The sequence below is a fragment of the Glutamicibacter sp. NPDC055354 genome (genome assembly GCF_053644955.1).
This window is the reverse complement of the sequence record NZ_JBSHMB010000001.1, coordinates 1,942,603-1,960,093: the sequence shown is the minus strand read 5'-3', so window position 1 is coordinate 1,960,093 and position 17,491 is coordinate 1,942,603. Positions and strand designations below refer to the sequence as shown.

Annotated in this window: 20 protein-coding genes; 14 read left to right on the top strand and 6 right to left on the bottom strand. The window is 61.0% G+C overall.

Annotated features, from left to right (window positions below):
* The first annotated feature begins 31 nt into the window (after positions 1 to 31).
* The 3 genes from ACWICV_RS09070 to ACWICV_RS09060 all read left to right on the top strand — a co-directional run bounded on the left by ACWICV_RS09070 (position 32) and on the right by ACWICV_RS09060 (position 2,342).
* Complete coding sequence (locus ACWICV_RS09070; protein WP_454090397.1) at positions 32 to 352, top strand: hypothetical protein; 321 nt, start codon at positions 32 to 34, stop codon at positions 350 to 352.
* A 198-nt stretch (positions 353 to 550) separates the two neighbouring features.
* A complete protein-coding gene (rlmN, locus tag ACWICV_RS09065) occupies positions 551 to 1,762 on the top strand; it encodes a 23S rRNA (adenine(2503)-C(2))-methyltransferase RlmN (protein WP_454090959.1) in 1,212 nt (403 codons plus the stop codon).
* A 94-nt stretch (positions 1,763 to 1,856) separates the two neighbouring features.
* The gene (locus ACWICV_RS09060; RefSeq protein ID WP_454090398.1) at positions 1,857 to 2,342 is read left to right on the top strand and encodes a carboxymuconolactone decarboxylase family protein; all 486 of its coding nucleotides are present in this window, start codon (positions 1,857 to 1,859) and stop codon (positions 2,340 to 2,342) included.
* A 49-nt stretch (positions 2,343 to 2,391) separates the two neighbouring features.
* On the opposite strand, the gene ACWICV_RS09055 is transcribed toward ACWICV_RS09060, so the two are convergent.
* From ACWICV_RS09055 to ACWICV_RS09040, 4 genes are all read right to left on the bottom strand, one after another.
* Positions 2,392 to 2,637, bottom strand: coding sequence for a hypothetical protein (locus ACWICV_RS09055; protein WP_105656161.1), 246 nt, complete (start codon positions 2,635 to 2,637; stop codon positions 2,392 to 2,394).
* Positions 2,638 to 2,738: 101 nt separating this feature from the next.
* Complete coding sequence (locus tag ACWICV_RS09050; protein WP_400289421.1) at positions 2,739 to 3,218, bottom strand: hypothetical protein; 480 nt, start codon at positions 3,216 to 3,218, stop codon at positions 2,739 to 2,741.
* 12 nt (positions 3,219 to 3,230) lie between these two features.
* On the bottom strand, positions 3,231 to 4,484 hold the full coding sequence (locus tag ACWICV_RS09045; protein WP_454090960.1) for a metallophosphoesterase family protein: 1,254 nt from the start codon (positions 4,482 to 4,484) through the stop codon (positions 3,231 to 3,233).
* 24 nt (positions 4,485 to 4,508) lie between these two features.
* A complete protein-coding gene (locus tag ACWICV_RS09040; protein ID WP_286134044.1) occupies positions 4,509 to 4,637 on the bottom strand; it encodes a hypothetical protein in 129 nt (42 codons plus the stop codon).
* Between the two features lie 238 nt (positions 4,638 to 4,875).
* Between ACWICV_RS09040 and ACWICV_RS09035 the strand changes: the two genes are divergently transcribed.
* Positions 4,876 to 6,072 (top strand): pyridoxal phosphate-dependent aminotransferase, encoded by a 1,197-nt coding sequence (locus tag ACWICV_RS09035; RefSeq protein ID WP_454090399.1) that lies wholly within the window; start codon positions 4,876 to 4,878, stop codon positions 6,070 to 6,072.
* A gap of 104 nt (positions 6,073 to 6,176) precedes the next feature.
* Positions 6,177 to 6,533, top strand: a complete 357-nt coding sequence (locus ACWICV_RS09030; protein ID WP_105656164.1) for a DUF2695 domain-containing protein — start codon at positions 6,177 to 6,179, stop codon at positions 6,531 to 6,533.
* A 3-nt stretch (positions 6,534 to 6,536) separates the two neighbouring features.
* Here ACWICV_RS09030 and ACWICV_RS09025 read toward each other — a convergent pair whose 3' ends face one another.
* Complete coding sequence (locus tag ACWICV_RS09025) at positions 6,537 to 7,211, bottom strand: DedA family protein (protein WP_365942750.1); 675 nt, start codon at positions 7,209 to 7,211, stop codon at positions 6,537 to 6,539.
* A gap of 347 nt (positions 7,212 to 7,558) precedes the next feature.
* Here ACWICV_RS09025 and ACWICV_RS09020 point away from each other — a divergent pair, with 347 nt between their 5' ends.
* The 4 genes from ACWICV_RS09020 to ACWICV_RS09005 are packed head-to-tail and all read left to right on the top strand — an operon-like array spanning position 7,559 to position 10,981.
* The gene (locus ACWICV_RS09020) at positions 7,559 to 8,476 is read left to right on the top strand and encodes an ABC transporter ATP-binding protein (protein WP_105656166.1); all 918 of its coding nucleotides are present in this window, start codon (positions 7,559 to 7,561) and stop codon (positions 8,474 to 8,476) included.
* Positions 8,473 to 9,228 (top strand): ABC transporter permease, encoded by a 756-nt coding sequence (locus ACWICV_RS09015; protein ID WP_105656167.1) that lies wholly within the window; start codon positions 8,473 to 8,475, stop codon positions 9,226 to 9,228. Before ACWICV_RS09020 ends, ACWICV_RS09015 begins: the two co-directional genes overlap by 4 nt.
* On the top strand, positions 9,225 to 10,379 hold the full coding sequence (locus ACWICV_RS09010) for a sensor histidine kinase (RefSeq protein WP_454090400.1): 1,155 nt from the start codon (positions 9,225 to 9,227) through the stop codon (positions 10,377 to 10,379). Before ACWICV_RS09015 ends, ACWICV_RS09010 begins: the two co-directional genes overlap by 4 nt.
* On the top strand, positions 10,376 to 10,981 hold the full coding sequence (locus ACWICV_RS09005; protein WP_105656169.1) for a response regulator transcription factor: 606 nt from the start codon (positions 10,376 to 10,378) through the stop codon (positions 10,979 to 10,981). Before ACWICV_RS09010 ends, ACWICV_RS09005 begins: the two co-directional genes overlap by 4 nt.
* Here ACWICV_RS09005 and ACWICV_RS09000 read toward each other — a convergent pair.
* Positions 10,978 to 11,478, bottom strand: coding sequence for a DUF456 domain-containing protein (locus ACWICV_RS09000; protein WP_208294262.1), 501 nt, complete (start codon positions 11,476 to 11,478; stop codon positions 10,978 to 10,980). The genes ACWICV_RS09005 and ACWICV_RS09000 overlap by 4 nt on opposite strands.
* A 336-nt stretch (positions 11,479 to 11,814) precedes the next feature.
* Between ACWICV_RS09000 and ACWICV_RS08995 the strand changes: the two genes are divergently transcribed.
* From ACWICV_RS08995 to ACWICV_RS08975, 5 genes are all read left to right on the top strand, one after another.
* Positions 11,815 to 12,804 carry an ABC transporter substrate-binding protein gene (locus ACWICV_RS08995; protein ID WP_105656171.1) on the top strand — a complete coding sequence of 330 codons (990 nt, stop codon included), beginning with the start codon at positions 11,815 to 11,817 and terminating at the stop codon, positions 12,802 to 12,804.
* 110 nt (positions 12,805 to 12,914) lie between these two features.
* Positions 12,915 to 14,477 carry a sugar ABC transporter ATP-binding protein gene (locus tag ACWICV_RS08990; RefSeq protein WP_332489086.1) on the top strand — a complete coding sequence of 521 codons (1,563 nt, stop codon included), beginning with the start codon at positions 12,915 to 12,917 and terminating at the stop codon, positions 14,475 to 14,477.
* Positions 14,474 to 15,496, top strand: coding sequence for an ABC transporter permease (locus ACWICV_RS08985; RefSeq protein WP_332499296.1), 1,023 nt, complete (start codon positions 14,474 to 14,476; stop codon positions 15,494 to 15,496). The genes ACWICV_RS08990 and ACWICV_RS08985 overlap by 4 nt, the downstream gene beginning before the upstream one ends.
* A complete protein-coding gene (gene yjfF, locus ACWICV_RS08980; protein ID WP_454090401.1) occupies positions 15,493 to 16,482 on the top strand; it encodes a galactofuranose ABC transporter, permease protein YjfF in 990 nt (329 codons plus the stop codon). The genes ACWICV_RS08985 and yjfF overlap by 4 nt, the downstream gene beginning before the upstream one ends.
* A gap of 212 nt (positions 16,483 to 16,694) precedes the next feature.
* The gene (locus tag ACWICV_RS08975) at positions 16,695 to 17,489 is read left to right on the top strand and encodes an enoyl-CoA hydratase/isomerase family protein (protein ID WP_454090402.1); all 795 of its coding nucleotides are present in this window, start codon (positions 16,695 to 16,697) and stop codon (positions 17,487 to 17,489) included.
* Positions 17,490 to 17,491: the final 2 nt, after the last annotated feature.

Here is a 17,491-nt window from a genome sequence, read left to right as displayed (position 1 = left end):
GAAATGGCAACGTTTCGAAGACTGATTGCGAATGGAGCATCTATCTGGATGGCGCCCAGTGGCGCAGGAAGTGCACATCGACAAGATGCTCGCCAACGGCTCGGTCAGCGGAGAAGTCAGGGCTTACCTGGGTGAAACCGACCACGGCGAGTCCATCTGGGGCGAAACCTTCCAGCTGGAGGCGGTCATGGCTGGCACCGGTGATGCGGTGGTCACCTACGAGCATCAGGATGGATTCCGGCACTGGAGCAAAGACCGACCGGCCTCTGCCACCAGCGGGCATCTGGGGGACATGGACCTTGCCGGTGCCGTGGGCAACCTCGGCCACCTGAAGGAATCCTTCAAGTACTGAACACCCGAAGGCAGCAGTGCCGCGCCGCCAGTCGATTGGCGGCGCGGGACTGTTTTCGCGTGCCCAAACTCACCGCCAAATACTCGCGGATACATGAAACAATAGGTAGCAATGACTTCCATCGATTCCACCCCACTTTCCGCTGAAGAACGCAAGGCACTGCGCAATGAGCAGGCCGCGGCCCAGCGCGCCCAGCAGATGCGCATCTCCAAGTCCCGAGCCGAAGCCGAAGGCCGCGCCCAGGTCGTTCCAACCGCCGAAGGCTGGAAGCAGGAGATGGGTGCCGATGGTCGTCCAGAGCTGCAGTTCGCCACCAAGCGCCGCGTTTCCCAGCCGCCAACGCACCTGGCTGACCTGTCCCTGGCCGAGCGCCAGGCCAAGCTGAAGGAACTGGGACTGCCGGCCTTCCGCGCCAAGCAGCTCTCCGTGCACTACTTCCAGCACTACACCACCGACCCGGAGAAGATGAGCGATCTTCCCAAGGAGCGCCGTGCGGAACTGGCCGAGGCCATGTTCCCGAAGCTGCTCACCGAGGTCAAGCGCCTGGAAACCGATGATGGCAAGACCATCAAGTTCCTCTGGCGCCTGTTCGACGGCTCGCTGGTCGAGTCCGTGCTGATGCGCTACCCGGGCCGCATCACCCTGTGCATTTCCTCGCAATGCGGCTGCGGCATGAACTGCCCGTTCTGCGCCACCGGCCAGGCGGGCTTGACCCGCAACATGTCCACCGCTGAAATCCTGGACCAGATCGTCCAGGCCAACCGCGTGATCGCCGAAGGCGGACTGGGCGGACGCCAGCACCCCGAGGAGCGCGTGGGCAACATCGTGTTCATGGGTATGGGCGAGCCGCTGGCCAACTACAAGCGCGTGATGAACGCCGTGCACCGCATGGTCGCCGATGCCCCCGAGGGCTTGGGTATGGCCGCCCGCGGCATCACCGTCTCCACCGTTGGCCTGGTTCCGGCGATCCGCAAGCTGACCGAGGAGGATGTCCAGGTCACCTTCGCGCTGTCGCTGCATGCGCCCGATGATGAGCTGCGCGACGAGCTGATCCCGGTCAACTCGCGCTGGAAGGTCGACGAGGCACTGGATGCCGCGTACGACTACTACGTGAAGACCGGTCGCCGTGTCTCCATCGAGTACGCGCTGATCAAGGACATGAACGACCACGAATGGCGTGCAGAAATGCTGGCCAAGAAGCTGAACGCGCGCGGCCGCGGCTGGGTGCACGTGAACCCGATTCCGCTGAACCCGGTGCCGGGCTCCATTTGGACCCGCAGCGAACCGGATATCACCTCCAAGTTCGTTCGCCGCCTCGATGAGCTCGGCGTGCCAACCACGCTGCGCGATACCCGAGGCAAGGAAATCGACGGCGCCTGCGGCCAGCTCGCAGCCGACGGCGACAAGTAGCATTTACCGTGGAGACCAGCTTTCGCTGGTCTCCACGGTGCGTTAACGACCCCTCTTCGTGCAGGAGGTCTACGACTGCATGTATGGTTCTGATATGGCCGTTTCAGACCCGCTTTTCCTTGATAAGACCAATCCAGAGCTATGGAACTCGATTGGCAGATTTTCCAAAGATGTCGCCAAGTCCTACCGCGCAGCCGGAATCAGCGACCGCACCGCCGAGCTGGTGAACCTGCGCGTCTCGCAGATCAATGGATGTGCCTACTGCCTGGACCTGCATGCCCGCAAGGCACTGGACACAGGGGAGAGCCTGCAACGCATCAACCTGCTGAGCACATGGGATGAATGCGGCGGCCTGTTTAGCGAAGAAGAATGCGCAGCACTAGCCATCGCTGAAGCCGCTACCGACCTGCCCAAGCCAGAAGAGCGTATCGCCGCGGTGGCATCGGCCCGTCTGGTGCTCAGCGTGGAGCAAGTGGCAGCCATCCAATGGATTGCCGCCGCCATGAACGCCTTCAACCGGATTTCGATCCTTTCCCGTCACCCGGTCAAGGAACGCGAACTGGAAAAGACGGGCAAATAGCAAAAGGCCGCCGTTTGCCCGGGTAGGGGAAACGGCGGCCAATACCAACTCAGGCGTTGGCTTTGCGCACGGCTTCGGTGTAGCGGCGTTCGAATTCTTCGGCGCTGACCACTTCTCGTTCCACGCGGAAGGAAGACTCGTCAATCCCCAGAACCGCAGCGATCAGTGAGCGGGTGTAAAGGGCGATCTTGCGTGATTTCCGGGTGGACGTCACATGGTCCAATTCCGGAACCCAGATGTTCCACCAGCCGCCTTCCTTGCCGACTACTGCCTTGAAAACGCGTTGCTCACTCATCTGCTGCCTTACTCTCTACGATGCTCTGACCAGCGTCTTGCCGTCTGCTTCAATACTCCACTACGTGCAGCCGTGGCGACAAGTCGTCGCTGCCGTGGGCACTACTTCGCCAGCGGCACGCCATCCTTGCCTACCGCGAAGCTCACGACGTCGTCATAGGCGCGTCGCTCGGTCTTTCCCAACTGGTATTCCGAATCCTGCTGGGGGAAAATGTGAACCGGGGTCAAGGTCAGTTCTGCGCCTTTCGCGGTATTGGCGATATCGATCTGCAGGTGCCCGTAGTGCAGTCCGCCGGAGACCAGCTGCGGAACGCCGTCCTCATCCTTGGCCCAGGTCTCTGGCTCGTCGGCAGGAGCTGACCACTGCGAGTGCGAGTTGAAACGCAGCGGCTCGTACTTGCCTTCGGCATTCTGCACCAGCTTCTCGCCGCGCAAGCCATCGGCGGCTACACCGACATCATACGAGTGGAAGCCGCGGCCATCCCCATCCTCGTCCACCCAGGAACGCTCGAACATTTCATCGTGGCCGGAGATGACCGCTGCCACGCCATGCTCCTCGAACATCGGGGTGTAGGCGCGCATCGCGGTGCCCGACTAATTGTCAGGGTGCTCGTGGTTCGGTGGGGTGCCGTGCACGCCGTTGGAGTAGGCCGAGTGGTGGAACTGGACCAGCACAATCTGGCCGTTGGCGCGGGCGTCGGCTAGTTGTTTTTCGGCCCAATTCCACTGCGCAGAGGCGGCATCCATGTTGGGAAGGTCAAAGTCTTGCGCGGTAGCGCCGGGGAACAGGTCCTTGAATCCCTGGACATAGGATTCGAAGGTGAACTCGCCCTGGGTGTCGGTGGACAGATTCCCTGCGGCCATATTCGTATCATCGCCAGAGAACTTCTCTCCGGAGAGCTGTCCGGTCCTGGTGTCCTCGTCCGGACGGCCGTTGGTGGAATCCAGGGTCAGCACGGTCACCGGTCCATGATCTACCCGGTAGTACGAGCCCTTGTACTCGGGGTGCTCGGGGTCCTGCGGCAAGGAGAAGTAATCCAGGAAGCGGTTGCGTGAGATGACCGCGGGGGTGCGGTCGGTTTCCGTGCCGTAGCCGCCGTTCAGCGCCGCATAGGTTTCCCAATTGCCCAAAGCTGGAAGCAGCGGAACGCTGGAGGCCAAGTCCGAATGCTCGCCGGCCACATGGCCGAAGAACTCATCCCACGCCGGCTGGTATCCCGAACCCTGGGTGAGATCGCCTGCCATCATGACCAGGTCCGGATCGGCAGCTTCGATGTGCTTGAGGTTCTCGTTGAATGCGGTGGACTGGTCCAGCGGGTAGCGCAGGGTCGGTTCGCCGTTGCGGGTGGTCATGCCGAACTGCTGGTCCCATTTGGACCCCGCGCCCGGACGCTGGATGGAATCTGCGGTGTAGCCGTTGACCGGGGAGAGCTCCCACTCGCGGTGTTCGGTGCGTCCGCGTGGTTCGGTTTCAGAATCTGAGAACGCAATGATGCGCACGTTTTTCCACGCCCCGCCCTTGGGAGCTGTTTTGAAAGCCGCGCTGTGGGTTTCTCCTGATTGGGTCACGGTGTAGTTGTAGGACTTTCCGGGCAGCAGGCCCTGGAAGGTCACCGAGTGCTTGTAGTTCGAATTCGACTTCAACCACGAGCCCTGTTCCAAGCCCTCGATCTGCTGATCAAGTTCGGCCCGGGTGTATTCCATGAGATCCAGGTACTGTGGTGCGCTGCTCTGCTTCCCGGACTTTCCCAGTCCCGGTCCCGAGAGGCTTATCGTGCCCGGCTCATCGGTTTCGCTGATCCAGTTGATGGTCATCGACGTGGCAGCAGGAGCTTGGAGGTAGGGCAGTACGCGGAAACCCGGTTCTGGGGACTAGGCCGTTACCGCTGGAAGCGCGGAAGCAGCGGTTCCTGGCAGAGCAGCGGCGCTGGCTGCCGGCGCCAAGACCAACGGGATCAATACAGCGGCGGCAAGGGCCGCCGAGAGGGGCTTGTTGTTCATAGTGCGTTCTCCTGTGCGAGGTGTCGCCTGCAAAAGGCGGGTACCTTGAGGATGCCCGGGGCGCGTGCCCCAAGGGTGGATATGAGGCAAACGAAGGGTGAACTGGGTCGGTGAGCCTGCTCACCGGCTGTCTCGCGCACTAATACCAAGCTGGAGCCGATAGCCTTGAAGCAGATAGCTGAGAAGACCAAAGCGAGGGCGCTTCGGTTTTCCACGCCTGCGAAAAGAAGGACAAACAGTGCAAGCCTCCCAGCGTTCCAAGGTAGCTCCCTTTGAAGTGATGCAAATTGTTGATCAGGTCGCCACGATGCGGACCTCCGGCCACGACGTGATCTCGTTGTGCGTGGGAGAACCTGGCGGCGGTGCTCCAGCGGCCGTGAATGACCTGGCCGCGAAGCTGCATGCCGAGCATGCCGACTTCGGGTACACCTCAACTGCGGGACTGCTCGAAACCCGACAGGCCTTATCGAAGCACTACCTCGATACCTATGGCTTACAGATCCCCGCAAAGAACTTCGTGATGACCACAGGTTCCTCCGGTGCATTCCAGCTTTCGTTCTTGGCAGCCTTCGATGCTGGAGACGTGGTGGCGCTGGCCCGTCCCGGCTACCCGGCCTACGCCAATATTCTGGGTGCCCTGGGGCTGGAAGTTGTCGACCTGCCCACCGGTGCAGCGCAGCGTTACCAGCCCACCGTGCAGCTGCTTGAGGCGGCCAAGAAGGAGCATGGACGCCTCGATGGGCTGGTTGTTGCGTCGCCGAATAATCCCACCGGAACCATGTTCAGCGCAGGCGAGCTCTCGGACTTGGCCACCTGGTGCGAAACAAATGATGTGCGGCTGATTAGCGATGAAATCTATCACGGCATTGAATTCGTCCCAGACCGCAAGGCACATACCTCGTGGGAGTTCTCCCGCTCGTCCATCGTTGTCTCCTCCTTCTCCAAATACTGGGGGATGACCGGCTGGCGCCTGGGCTGGATGATCGTGCCCGATGAGCTAGTGCCAACGGTGGACGCACTGGCTTCGAACCTCGCCTTGTGCGCTCCAGCGCCAGCACAGCGCGCGGTGGTAGCTGCCTTTGAACAGCGGAGCCTCGATGAAGCCAATGAGCGCGTGGACGAGTTCGCCCGCACCCGAGCCCACGTGTTGGAGCACTTCAGCAGCTTGGGCATCAGCGAGGCAGCTCCCGCCGATGGGGCTTTCTACCTCTACGGCCGGTTGGCCCCCGAAGTCTTGGAGCATTTCGGTTCTGCGGGCAAGTACTGCCAAGCGGTTTTGGAGCATGCGCATGTTGCGCTGACCCCTGGCGGCGACTTTGATCCGTTCGAAGGCCACCTGTTTATCCGCTTGTCCTTCGCGGCCGGATATGAGCGTGTGGCAGAAGCCCTGGAACGCGTTGCGGCTTTCCTACGGCAGAGCTTGGCAGGAAGCTAGTTTTCCACATTAGGTGAGCAATGCGCTGCGCGCGGCGCTTCAAAATGGACAGTGGATGGCAGTAACGCTTCGTTACTGCCATCCACTGTTTCAAGGAGCCACCAATGCCTGCAGTACTCGAACCTGTCGAACATGAATGCCTTGCGTGCTATTTGTATCGTGCGGTCTGCGCGCAAGGATGCGACGGGACCCATCTCTTCCTCTTGTCTTATCGCGATGCGAGCGCTCCGCGAGCTACCGCGATTGACCGGAAAATGCAGCTGCTGGGCGGATTCTGCGACTGCGAAGTGCTGGCCAATGCCATCCGCCCGATCACGCGTGAAGCGATTCAAGCCGTGGACAATGACGAAAATCTTGTCTGCAAAGGAGTACGGCGCGGCACAATCCAACCATGTGAACATTGGTTGATGCGCCGCGGCGTACAGTGGGGCGGCGGTCAGTTCCGCCGCCGAAGTGCTTGAAGATCAGTTTTCGGGGGTCTTGCTCTTCGGCTTGCGGGCCTTGAGCAGTTCAACACCAATAGGGATCACCGAGATGAGGACGATCAGGATGAAGATCAGGTCGATGTTCTCTTCGATCCAGGTGAATTGGCCCAGCCAATAACCCAGCAATGTGACGCCGATACCCCACAGGGCGGCACCGATCAGGTTGTAGAGGATGAAGGTCTTGTGGTTCATCTTCGCTACGCCAGCGATTACCGGGACGAAGGTGCGGACCACTGGAACGAAGCGTGCCAGGATCACCGCGCGGCCGCCGAACTTCTCGAAGAACTCGTGGGCCCGCTCAACGTTCTTCTGCGAGAAGAAGCGGGAATCCGGTTTCTTGAAGATGGCAGGTCCGGATTTCTTGCCAATGATGTAGCCGGTCTGGTCACCTGCGAAGGCGCAGACAAAGATCGCGGCGGCGAAGAGCCACAACGGAATTTGGATGGTGCCGGTGGCAATGAGCATGCCAACGGTGAAGAGCATCGAGTCGCCTGGCAGGAAGAAGCCCACCAGCAAGCCGGTCTCGGCGAAGACAATGGCGCAAACCAGCAGCAAGACCCATGGGCCAAGCGCGGGGTTGTTCAGGAAGACGACTGGGTTCAACCAGTCGGGCAGGAAAGCCGCGCCCATGGTTGGAGCCGCATAATCGGTCACAAGGGAAAGAAACGAAGAATGATCTAGCACAGCAAAAATCCTACGTGAGTACGCTGTGAGTTTCCCAGAGTGCCATCCGTAATCTCTGATGGGGGACAACCCGGCCACAAGGGCGAAAATCTCCAAGTTGTTCGTTGACCCGTAGTGATCATGGCTTTTCACGGGGCCAGCAACGAGAGCCGAGGGAGCATTGGGAAGCGGCAAGTTGCCAAGCTCACAGCGGGATTCGACGTAAAAGTCGGCGAGGTTGCATCGAGCCACCTGGATTCGGTCCATGACAACGGTCATGGGCAACGCATGACTTTCTGCTCTTCTGCACACCCGGCAAAGGGGGAAGACTAAGAAGCATGGAAACGCTGATTAGAACGAATGCAGTTTCGCTCAGCGGCTTGAAGAAGACCTTCTCAACGCCGCGCAGCAAAGTTGAAGCAGTCAAGGGCATTGACCTGCAGATCCAGACCGGACAGATCGTGGCCTTCCTAGGACCCAACGGAGCTGGCAAGACGACAACCGTGGACATGATCCTGGGCCTGACCCAACCCACAGGAGGGTCGGTGGAAATCCTCGGCTTGGATCCGCGCCAAGCCATCTCCGCTGGAAGGGTCTCTGCCGTCTTGCAAACCGGTGGGTTGCTGCGCGATATGACCGTCAAGGAGACAGTGTCAGTCATCGCCCACATGCATGAGCAAGCAGATCGCATTGGGCCGGTCATGGAACGCACGGGGCTGGATAAAATCGCCAAGCGGCGCGTGGGCAAATGCTCTGGCGGCGAGCAGCAGCGCATCAAGTTCGCTTTGGCTCTGCTGCCCGACCCGGATGTACTGATCCTCGATGAGCCAACTGCCGGAATGGACGTGATGGCCCGCCGGGATTTCTGGGCCACGATGCGAGAAGAAGCTACCGAAGGGCGCACCGTCATTTTCGCCACGCACTATCTGGAAGAAGCCCAGAACTTCGCAGAACGCACCGTGCTGATGAGCCAAGGCCGCATTGTCGCCGACGGCGCCACCGAAGAGCTGCGCAAGCTCATCTCCGGACGCACCGTCAGCGCTTCCTTCCCCTCGGCGGAGCATGCCGAACGAGCCGGAGCTTTTGATAATTCGGTGCAGGTAGCCGAACGCAACGGATTGCGCTTCGCTTTCCACAGCGTCGATTCGGACCGCTTCGCGGCCGCCCTGCTCGCCGACTACCAGGGCTACGACCTGGAAATTTCCTCGCCGAGCCTGGAAGAGGCCTTCATCCAGCTGACCAAGGACGCATCATGATGAGCACCTACATCCGCGTGGAATTCGCACGGCACTTCCGCGATGGGTACAACCTGATCTTCGCCCTGCTGCTGCCCGCCGCCATGTACATCCTGTTCGGCAACATCCCCAGCTACACCGAGTTCGAGCTGGGCGCAGGCAACGTGAAGTTCTATCTGATGATTTCCATGGCAGCCTACGGGGCGGCGGTCAGCACTGTGGCAATCGCCGGGACCGTGGCCACCGAAACCATGCAGGGATGGGGCAGGCAAATAGCCTTGACCAAAATGCCGCCGGCCATGTTCGTCAGCAGCAAGATGATCGTCGCGGCCACCGTAGCCGGTGCCTCGGCAGCAGTAGTCTTCGCCCTGGGCGCCGCGACTGGAGCCGAAGTGCAAGAAGGCTGGATCTGGGGAGCGAGCTACCTGATCATCCTGCTCGGCGCCATGGTCTTCGCCTGCTACGGCATCGGGGTGGGCATGGTGTTCAAATCCGAATCGGCCCTGGGCCTGGCCTCAGGCCTGATGGTGTTCTTCGCCTTCTTCGGCAATGTCTTCATGCCCCTGGAAGGAGGCATGCTCGACGCGGCCCGCTTCACCCCGATGTACGGCTACGTAGCCCTGGCCCGCTACCCGTTGCTCAAGGACATGCCCGCCGGAGTAGAAATGGCCCCGGACGCGTTGTGGATCCCAACCGCTAACCTAGTGGCATGGGCACTCATCTTCGTTCTCTTCGCGGTACTCGCCACCAGGAAGGCCAAGGCACGCCAGTGAGCCGCAACCTGCCCGGCGCCGCGCCAGCGGACGATCCGCTCTGCGAGATCGACGAGGACCAGAAATTCTGGGATCGCCGAGGCTGGCTGATCGCCGGCGTCTGGGTGATCTTCCTGGTCTTCCCGGTGCTGGACCTTCTCGTGGAAGACTACACGCTGCCCACCCGGATCATCGGCCTGGCGCTGATCGCCCTCTTCGCCGCCGTCTACCTGCAGTCCTACGCGAGGTTCTCCCAGAAGATCGGGCAGGGCGGAACCAGCGCTCGCCGGGCGCATGCGAACTTCCTGGTCCTCTGCGCGATTATCGCCCTGGGCATTCCGGTCATCGGGTTGACCGCCATGGGGCTCTTCCCCTTCATCACCTCCTTCGCGATCTTCTTGCTGAACAGGAAATGGGCCATCGCGGCCTATGCCGCGGTGCTGGTGCTCAGTTTCGCGCTGCCCATCATCTTCGGGCAGTTCATGGACGCGATCTTCCTGATCGGCCTGAACCTCGTGCTGATGGTGGTGTACGCGATTACCGTGGCCGCCATCCGGCGCTCGGCCGCAGCAGAAAAGATCCGCAGCGACTACCTGCTGGTTGCCGAGCAGGAGCGCGTGGCCAGGGACGTGCATGATGGCATCGGGCATTCGCTGACCGCATTGAATTTGAAGGCGCAGCTGGCCCTGCGCCTGATGGACCAGGAACAGTACGCCCAGGCCCGCGGAGAACTGGAACAGCTCAGCGCCCTGGCCGTGGACGCGCTGGACTCCGTGCGCACGACGGTGCAGGGGCTCAGCCGCCAGGACCTGGCCGGGGAGCTGGCCGAGCTGCAGCAGGCGTGCGACGACAACAACCTCGAATTCACGGTGGCAGGAACCGCCGAGCAAGTCCCGATGCAGCTACGTTCGCATGTGGCATGGATCCTGCGCGAAGCGGTCACCAATGTGCTGCGCCACGCGCACGCCAGCACCATCGTGCTGCATCTGGAACCCGGAAAAGTCAGCGTCGATGACGACGGGGATGGCCTGCAAGCCAGCACGCCAGGCCACGGCATCCGGGGAATGCAGGAACGCGCCAAGCAATTCGGTGCCAGTTGTACAGTAGGGGCCTCGCGGCTGGGCGGAACCAGCGTGCAAGTGGCCTTCGAGGCAGAGGGGAGTGCAGCGTGATCCGGATACTCATCGCCGATGACCAGCACCTGGTCCGGGGCGCGCTGGCAGCCTTGCTGAACCTCGAAGAAGACATCCACGTCGTTGCGCAATGCGCCGATGGTGACGAGGTCGCCGCCGCACTGGACGCGCACCCTGCCGACATCGCGTTGCTGGATGTGCAGATGCCACGGCACGACGGGCTGCGCACTGCAGCAGAACTCAAGGCCAGCCACGCCGAGGTGAAGGTGCTGATCCTGACCACCTTTGACCGTCCCGGATATTTCCGCCAGGCCTTCGAAGCTGGAGCGCACGGCTTCCTGGTCAAGGATTCTCCGCCGGCCGAGCTGATTGCCGCCATCCGCAGGGTCTATTGCGGGGACAAGGTAGTGGATCCGCAGCGTGCCATGCTCAGCGTGGAGAGCCGCAGCAACCCGCTAACCGGGCGTGAGCGCGAGATCCTTTCACTGGCCGCCTCCGGCTCGCCGGTATCGCAGATTGCCTCGGCGGTGCACCTCTCGGTGGGAACTGTGCGCAACCACCTGTCCAATGCGATCGGCAAAACCAGCACTGCCAACCGCATCGAGGCCGCGCGCTACGCCCGCGAGATGGGCTGGATCTAGCGCGTTACGAAGTGGGTAATCAGGCCGATGACCCAAATGGAGGAGGCCAGCAGCACGCAGCCGAATTCCACGACGATGCCCAGGCCCATGGCCTTCAACGCAGCCCAGGATGAGCCGAGTGCGCCGGAGACTTCGCGCCGGCGCACGCTTTCACCGGCGAATAGGCCCACTGCGAAACCGACGAACATGCCGATCACGGGAATGAGGAAAGCACCGGCGATGGCACCCACGACCGCAAAGAGAATGGAACCCTTGGGGATTTGATGTTCCTTGAGTTTCTTGCCGGTCAGGATCGCAGAGGCGGACCAGCCCAGCAAAGCGATCGCCATGCCCAGGCCGGCCGCCCACCAGGAAGCACCGGAACCCAGCAGCCAGCCCCAGCCCAAAAGCGTGCCGATCGTCAGCAACGAGCCGGGCAGCACCGGGAAGATGGTGCCCAATGCCGATACGACTAGCAGCAGCCCGGCGATGATCGTGTAAATAATTTGTGCATCCACATGCCCAGTTTCGCACACTGCATCCTTACATGAGGCGCACCGTCAAGCAGGACAAGAATTCAGGGATATTTGTGCCGAATTGCCCAGCTGACGAACAAACAATTGATTAAATCCGGATAATTTCCCTTCTCTCATTGATTCCTTTTTACCTAGTCGGATATCGATTTAGATTGAAAACCGTCACCCGTTGGCAATGGAAAAAGAAATCAAAAGCCGGAAGGCTCTTCACACCCTAAATTGTTAGCGCTAACATTGTGACCATCGACACATTGTTCTGGTGCCGGAGACCATTCACTCCACCATTATCCGGCGGGGACCCACGAGGAGGAACTCACGATGAAACGACAGACCTTTTTGCGCACTGGCTTGGCAACGCTCAGCATCGCAGCTATGGCAGCCATGAGCGCATGCGCCGGCTCGGATTCCAGTGGCAGCGAAGGAGGAGGTTCGGGTTCTGAGACCATTACCATCGGTTTCTCGCAGGTTGGCGCCGAGTCCGGGTGGCGCGCGGCAAATACCAAGGACATCCAAGACACCCTGACCGAAGAAAACGGCTTCAAGCTCAGCTTCTCTGATGCCCAGCAGAAGCAGGAGAACCAGATCCAGGCTCTGCGTTCGTACATCGCGCAAGGCGTTGACGTCCTGGCCTTTTCCCCAGTGGTAGAAACGGGCTGGGATGCTGTGCTGCAAGAAGCCAAGAGCGCCAACATCCCCGTGATCCTCACCGACCGCGCCGTTGACACCACCGATGACACGCTCTTTGCCTCGTTCATCGGCTCCGACTTCATTGAAGAAGGACAGCGGGCCGGAGATTGGGTTGTGGAGAATCTGGACAAGGACCTGAAAGTTGTCGAACTGCAGGGAACCACCGGCTCAGCACCGGCCATCGACCGCAAGGAAGGCTTCGGGAAGGCCATTGAGGGCACGGACATCGAGATTATCGACTCGCAGACCGGTGACTTCACCCGTGCAGGCGGCAAGCAGGTCATGGAAGGTTTCCTGAACTCCCATGACGATATCGATTTGGTCTTCGCCCATAACGACGACATGGGCTTGGGCGCCATTGAAGCCATCGAGGCAGCCGGCAAGAAGCCAGGCGAGGACATCAAGATTGTCACCATTGATGCGGTCAAGGACGGCATGCAGGCATTGGTTGACGGCAAGATCAACTACATCGTCGAATGCAACCCGCTGCTAGGTGAGGATTTGGCAGAAATCGCCAAGAAGGTAGTAGCCGGCGAATCTGTAGAGAAGCGCATCGTCGTTGAAGACGCCGCCTTCACCCAGGATGAAGCGGCCGAGGTCCTGGCCGATCGCACCTACTAGGGACGCAGGCAAGAGCACGAGCCGGCGGGCCACAGGCTGGCCCGCCGGTTCACCACCAGGTGGCAGGACAAGCAACTCGCAGAGGCAAGTTAATGATTGATTCAACACCCATGTCACGGACTGAGGAAATCACCGTGCAGCATTCCCCTACAACGAAGCCCATCGTTCAAATGGCTGGAATTTCCGTGGAGTTCCCCGGGGTCAAAGCACTGGACAACGTTGGCTTCCGGCTTTTTCCCGGTGAAGTCCACGCCTTGATGGGGGAGAACGGCGCTGGAAAGTCGACCCTGATCAAAGCCCTGACTGGCGTGAATCCGATCGCTTCCGGAACCATCACGGTTAACGGCAACGACACCCGCTTCACCGGCCCCGCCGATGCCCGCGAACGCGGCATCTCCACGGTGTACCAAGAGGTGAATCTCTGCACCAATCTCACCGTGGCCGAAAACATCATGCTCGGCAGCGAGCCTCGCCGTTTCGGTGGTCTTGACTGGCGAACCATGCGGCGCCAGGCCAAAACCTATCTGGAGCGGATGGGGCTGAAGATAGACCCGGCCAGCTCGCTGGGGTCCCATTCACTGGCAGTCCAGCAGCTGGTGGCCATCAGCCGCGCCATGGTGGTCGACGCCAAGGTACTGATTCTCGATGAACCGACCTCGAGCCTGGATACCGACGAGGTGGCCCAGCTCTTCGAGGTCATGCGGAAGTTGCGTGATGACGGTGTGGCGATCCTCTTCGTGTCGCACTTCCTGGACCAGATCTACGCCATTGCCGACCGCATCACTGTGCTGCGCAACGGGCAATTGGTAGAAGAACGAAAGAAGGACCAGCTGCCGCAACGCGAACTGGTCTCGCTGATGATCGCTGGCACCTCCGATGCCCACGTGGGCGGCGCCAACGAACGCACCGCCGCAACCGAACGCGCGGCCGACGCTGAACCGTTGCTGCAGGCAGTGGGACTCGGGCGCAAGGGAGCGGTGCAGCCTTTCGATCTGGACCTCTATCCCGGGGAAGTCATCGGCTTGGCCGGCCTGCTGGGCTCAGGCCGTACCGAACTCGCGCGCCTGCTTTACGGAGCGGACAAGGCAGATGAAGGGGTGATCAAGCTGGGCGGGAAACCGGTAAAGCTGCGAACTCCCCGGCAGGCCCTGGGCCGAAAAATCGCCTACACATCCGAAGATCGCAAGGGCGAAGGGGTTGTGGGCGAGCTGACCGTGGCCGAGAACATCATCCTCGGCCTGCAGGCAGCGCGCGGATGGATCCGCCCGCTGCCCAAGACCAAAGCCACCCAAATCGTGGACGCCTATATCAAGGCACTGGGCGTCCGTCCGGCCAATCCGAACGCCCTGCTCAAGAACCTCTCGGGCGGGAATCAGCAGAAAGTTCTGCTGGCCCGCTGGCTCGCCACCGCTCCGAAGCTGTTGCTCCTCGATGAGCCCACCCGCGGAATCGACATCGGCGCGAAGACCGAAATCATGAACCTGGTCTCCGAACTAGCTGAACAGGGCATGTCGGTGGTCTTCATCTCCGCTGAGCTAGAAGAAGTCCTGCGCCTCTCGGATCGCATCGTTGTGATGCGCGATCACGCCAAGGTTGCCGAAATTCCAAGCACTCCAGATGTGGATGTGCCACGCCTGATCGAAATCATCGCCACCGGGGAAGAAAACAAATGACCCGTATTTACAAGCATCGCCTGTTTTGGCCAGCGATTGCGCTGCTCGCGCTGCTGCTAGCCTGCACCATCAAGCGCCCGGACATCCTGGGCATCAGCGTGCTGGACGGGCACCTGTTCGGCGCCCCCATAGACATCCTGCGCAATAGCTCGCCGCTGCTGCTGGTCGCCCTGGGCATGACTCTGGTGATCGCCACCCGCGGCATCGACCTGTCAGTGGGTGCCACCGTCGCGATCTCCGGAGCCGTGGCGCTGACGTTCATCGCCAGCTCGGCAAATCCGGGATCCGCAGGTACAGCCGTCGGCGCCGTCATCGTGGCATTGGGGTTGTGCCTGATCCTCGGCGCATTCAACGGCGTGCTGGTGGCGAACTTCGGCATCCAGCCGATCGTCGCCACGCTGATCCTGATGACCGCCGGCCGCGGTGTGGCCATGCTGATCACCAACGGCCAGATCACCACGGTCAATAGCGCACCTTTCAGCAAACTGGCCTCGGGCTATGTGCTGGGCCTGCCGGTGGCCGCGCTCATCGCTTACGGCGTGTTTGCGGTGGTGGCCCTGGTGGTACGGCGTACTGCACTGGGCATGCTGCTCGAAGCGGTAGGCATCAACCCGGAAGCCAGCCGGCTCTCAGGGGTGAAATCAAAAACTCTGGTATTCACCGTCTATGTGTTGTGCGGTCTGCTATCGGGCCTGGCTGGACTGATCTTCGCCGGCAACACCATGGCCGCTGATGCCAACAATGCAGGACTGTTCATAGAGCTGGATGCCATTCTCGCCGTGGTTATTGGCGGCACGTCCCTGGCCGGCGGCAAGTTCAACCTCGCGGGCACCATGATTGGCGTGCTGATCATTACCACCCTGAGCCTGGCCGTGACCGTCCTGGGCGTTTCACCGCTGGTCACTTCGCTATTCAAAGCCATCGTGGTCATTGCCGTGACCTTGATGATGTCAACCCGGCTGCGCGCCATGCTCGGTTCCTTGCGCGAACGCCGCCGCTACCAGGAGGTGGGAGCATGAGCATCCTCAGTGTTCCGCGCAAGTCCATATCCAAATTGAATGTGGACCGGCGCTACCTGCCGGTTCTGGGCACTGTGGTCGTCTTTGGGCTGATGCTCGTCATCGGCGGAGTGCGCTACGAGAATTTCCTTTCGCCCGCTGTACTGTCCAACCTGTTCATCAACAATGCCCACCTGATCGTGCTGGCAGCAGGGATGACGTTCGTGATTCTCACCGGCGGCATCGACCTGTCCGTCGGTGCGGTGCTGGCGCTGTCCTCGGTCATCACTGCAACCATGCTCCATGCCGGGATCCCGTTGTCCCTGGTGCTGCCTATCGCGATTCTCAGCGGATCGATCATCGGCCTGGGCATGGGAGTGATGATCCAGTACTTCGAGGTGCAGCCCTTCGTGGCTACCTTGGCCGGCATGTTCTTGGCCCGCGGCCTGTGCTTCATCTTCGCCCCGGAATCCGTGCCCATCCGCAATGAGGGTTTTGTGGCCCTGTCGAGCTGGGGAGTTTCTGCGGGGCGCTGGCGGTTGACCGCCGCCGTGGTCATCGCCGTGCTGGTGATTGCCGGGTCCTGGTGGGTGCTGCACCGCACCCGTTTCGGCCGCACCGTTTACGCGGTGGGCGGCGGGGAGCAATCAGCCACCCTGATGGGATTGCGTGTAGCACGCACCAAGGTGGTTGTCTACGTCATCTCCGGCACCTGTGCGGCGCTGGGCGGAATCCTCTTCGCCATGTTCTCGCGCTCGGGCTATGCGCTGACCGGTGTGGGCATGGAACTCGACGCGATCGCCGCAGTGGTTATCGGTGGAACACTGCTTGTCGGCGGCATGGGCTTCATTCTCGGCTCGGTGGTTGGCGTGATGGTGCTGGGACTGATCCAAACCATCATCACTTTCGAGGGAACCTTGAGTTCCTGGTGGACCAAGATCGTGATCGGCGGTTTGCTGCTGATCTTCGTGGTCTTGCAACGAATTCTTACCTTGCGGCGAAATTAAGCCCGGAAGGGAAGGGCCCAGGGCCCGGTATTAGCGTACCGGGCCCTGGGTCGTATCCAGCCACCTAGCTCCAATTCGCGTACAACGAACCGGGAAGTAATAATTTCCAGCCTGGACAACGGCTTGCCCCCATTTCGCGATAGATTGCGAAGTGGGGGCATTGCTATTGCCTCTCGAACTTCTGCGGCTTGCACGCGACTGGGAGGAACCTGATGGGCAAGGACAATGAAGCACGGGTCAGCGTAGAAATAGCCGGGTCCACTGCCGTAGTGCTGCTGGATAACCCGGGCCAACTCAACGCGCTCACCAAGGACATGTGCCTGCAGCTGGTGGGCGCCTTTGCCGGCCTTTCGACCAACGACGAGGTCAGTTCCATTGTGGTTCGCGGCGCGGAAGGGAACTTCTGCGCTGGAATTGCCATCGACGAGATGGACCAGGTGCTCTTCGACCGGGACGCCGACGGGGAGCTGATCAACCATTTCGACCTGCTCGACAAGATCATCGTGGCCTGCCCGAAAACCACCATCGCGGTGGTGGAAGGCCATTGCTTTGGCGGGGCCTGGCAGCTGGCCTCGGCCTGCGATATCCAGTTGGCCTCGGATAACGTGCGACTCGCGATCACCCCAGCAAGAATCGGGCTGGTTTTCCCGCGGCCGGGCATCGAACGGCTGGTGCGTACCGTGGGGGAGCACCGGGCCAAGTACCTGCTGTTTTCCGGCGCGGAGATTTCCATTGCCGAGGCGGAACGCTGGGGCATGTTCACCCGCGTGATTGCCCATGGGCAGCTCGAAGAAGAGCTGGCCGCACTGCTGGGCAAGCTGTCCGCGAACTCGCCATATTCCATTGCGCGCACCAATGAGGCCATCAACTTGGTGCGCCAGGGAGAAGCCACCGAGGGCTGGTGGGAAGCGATGTGGGAAGAGAACGGGGCGAACGCGGACCTGGCCGAAGGCAGATCCGCGTTCTGCTCGCGCCGCACACCGGATTACGGTGGACTGCCCCAGTAGTG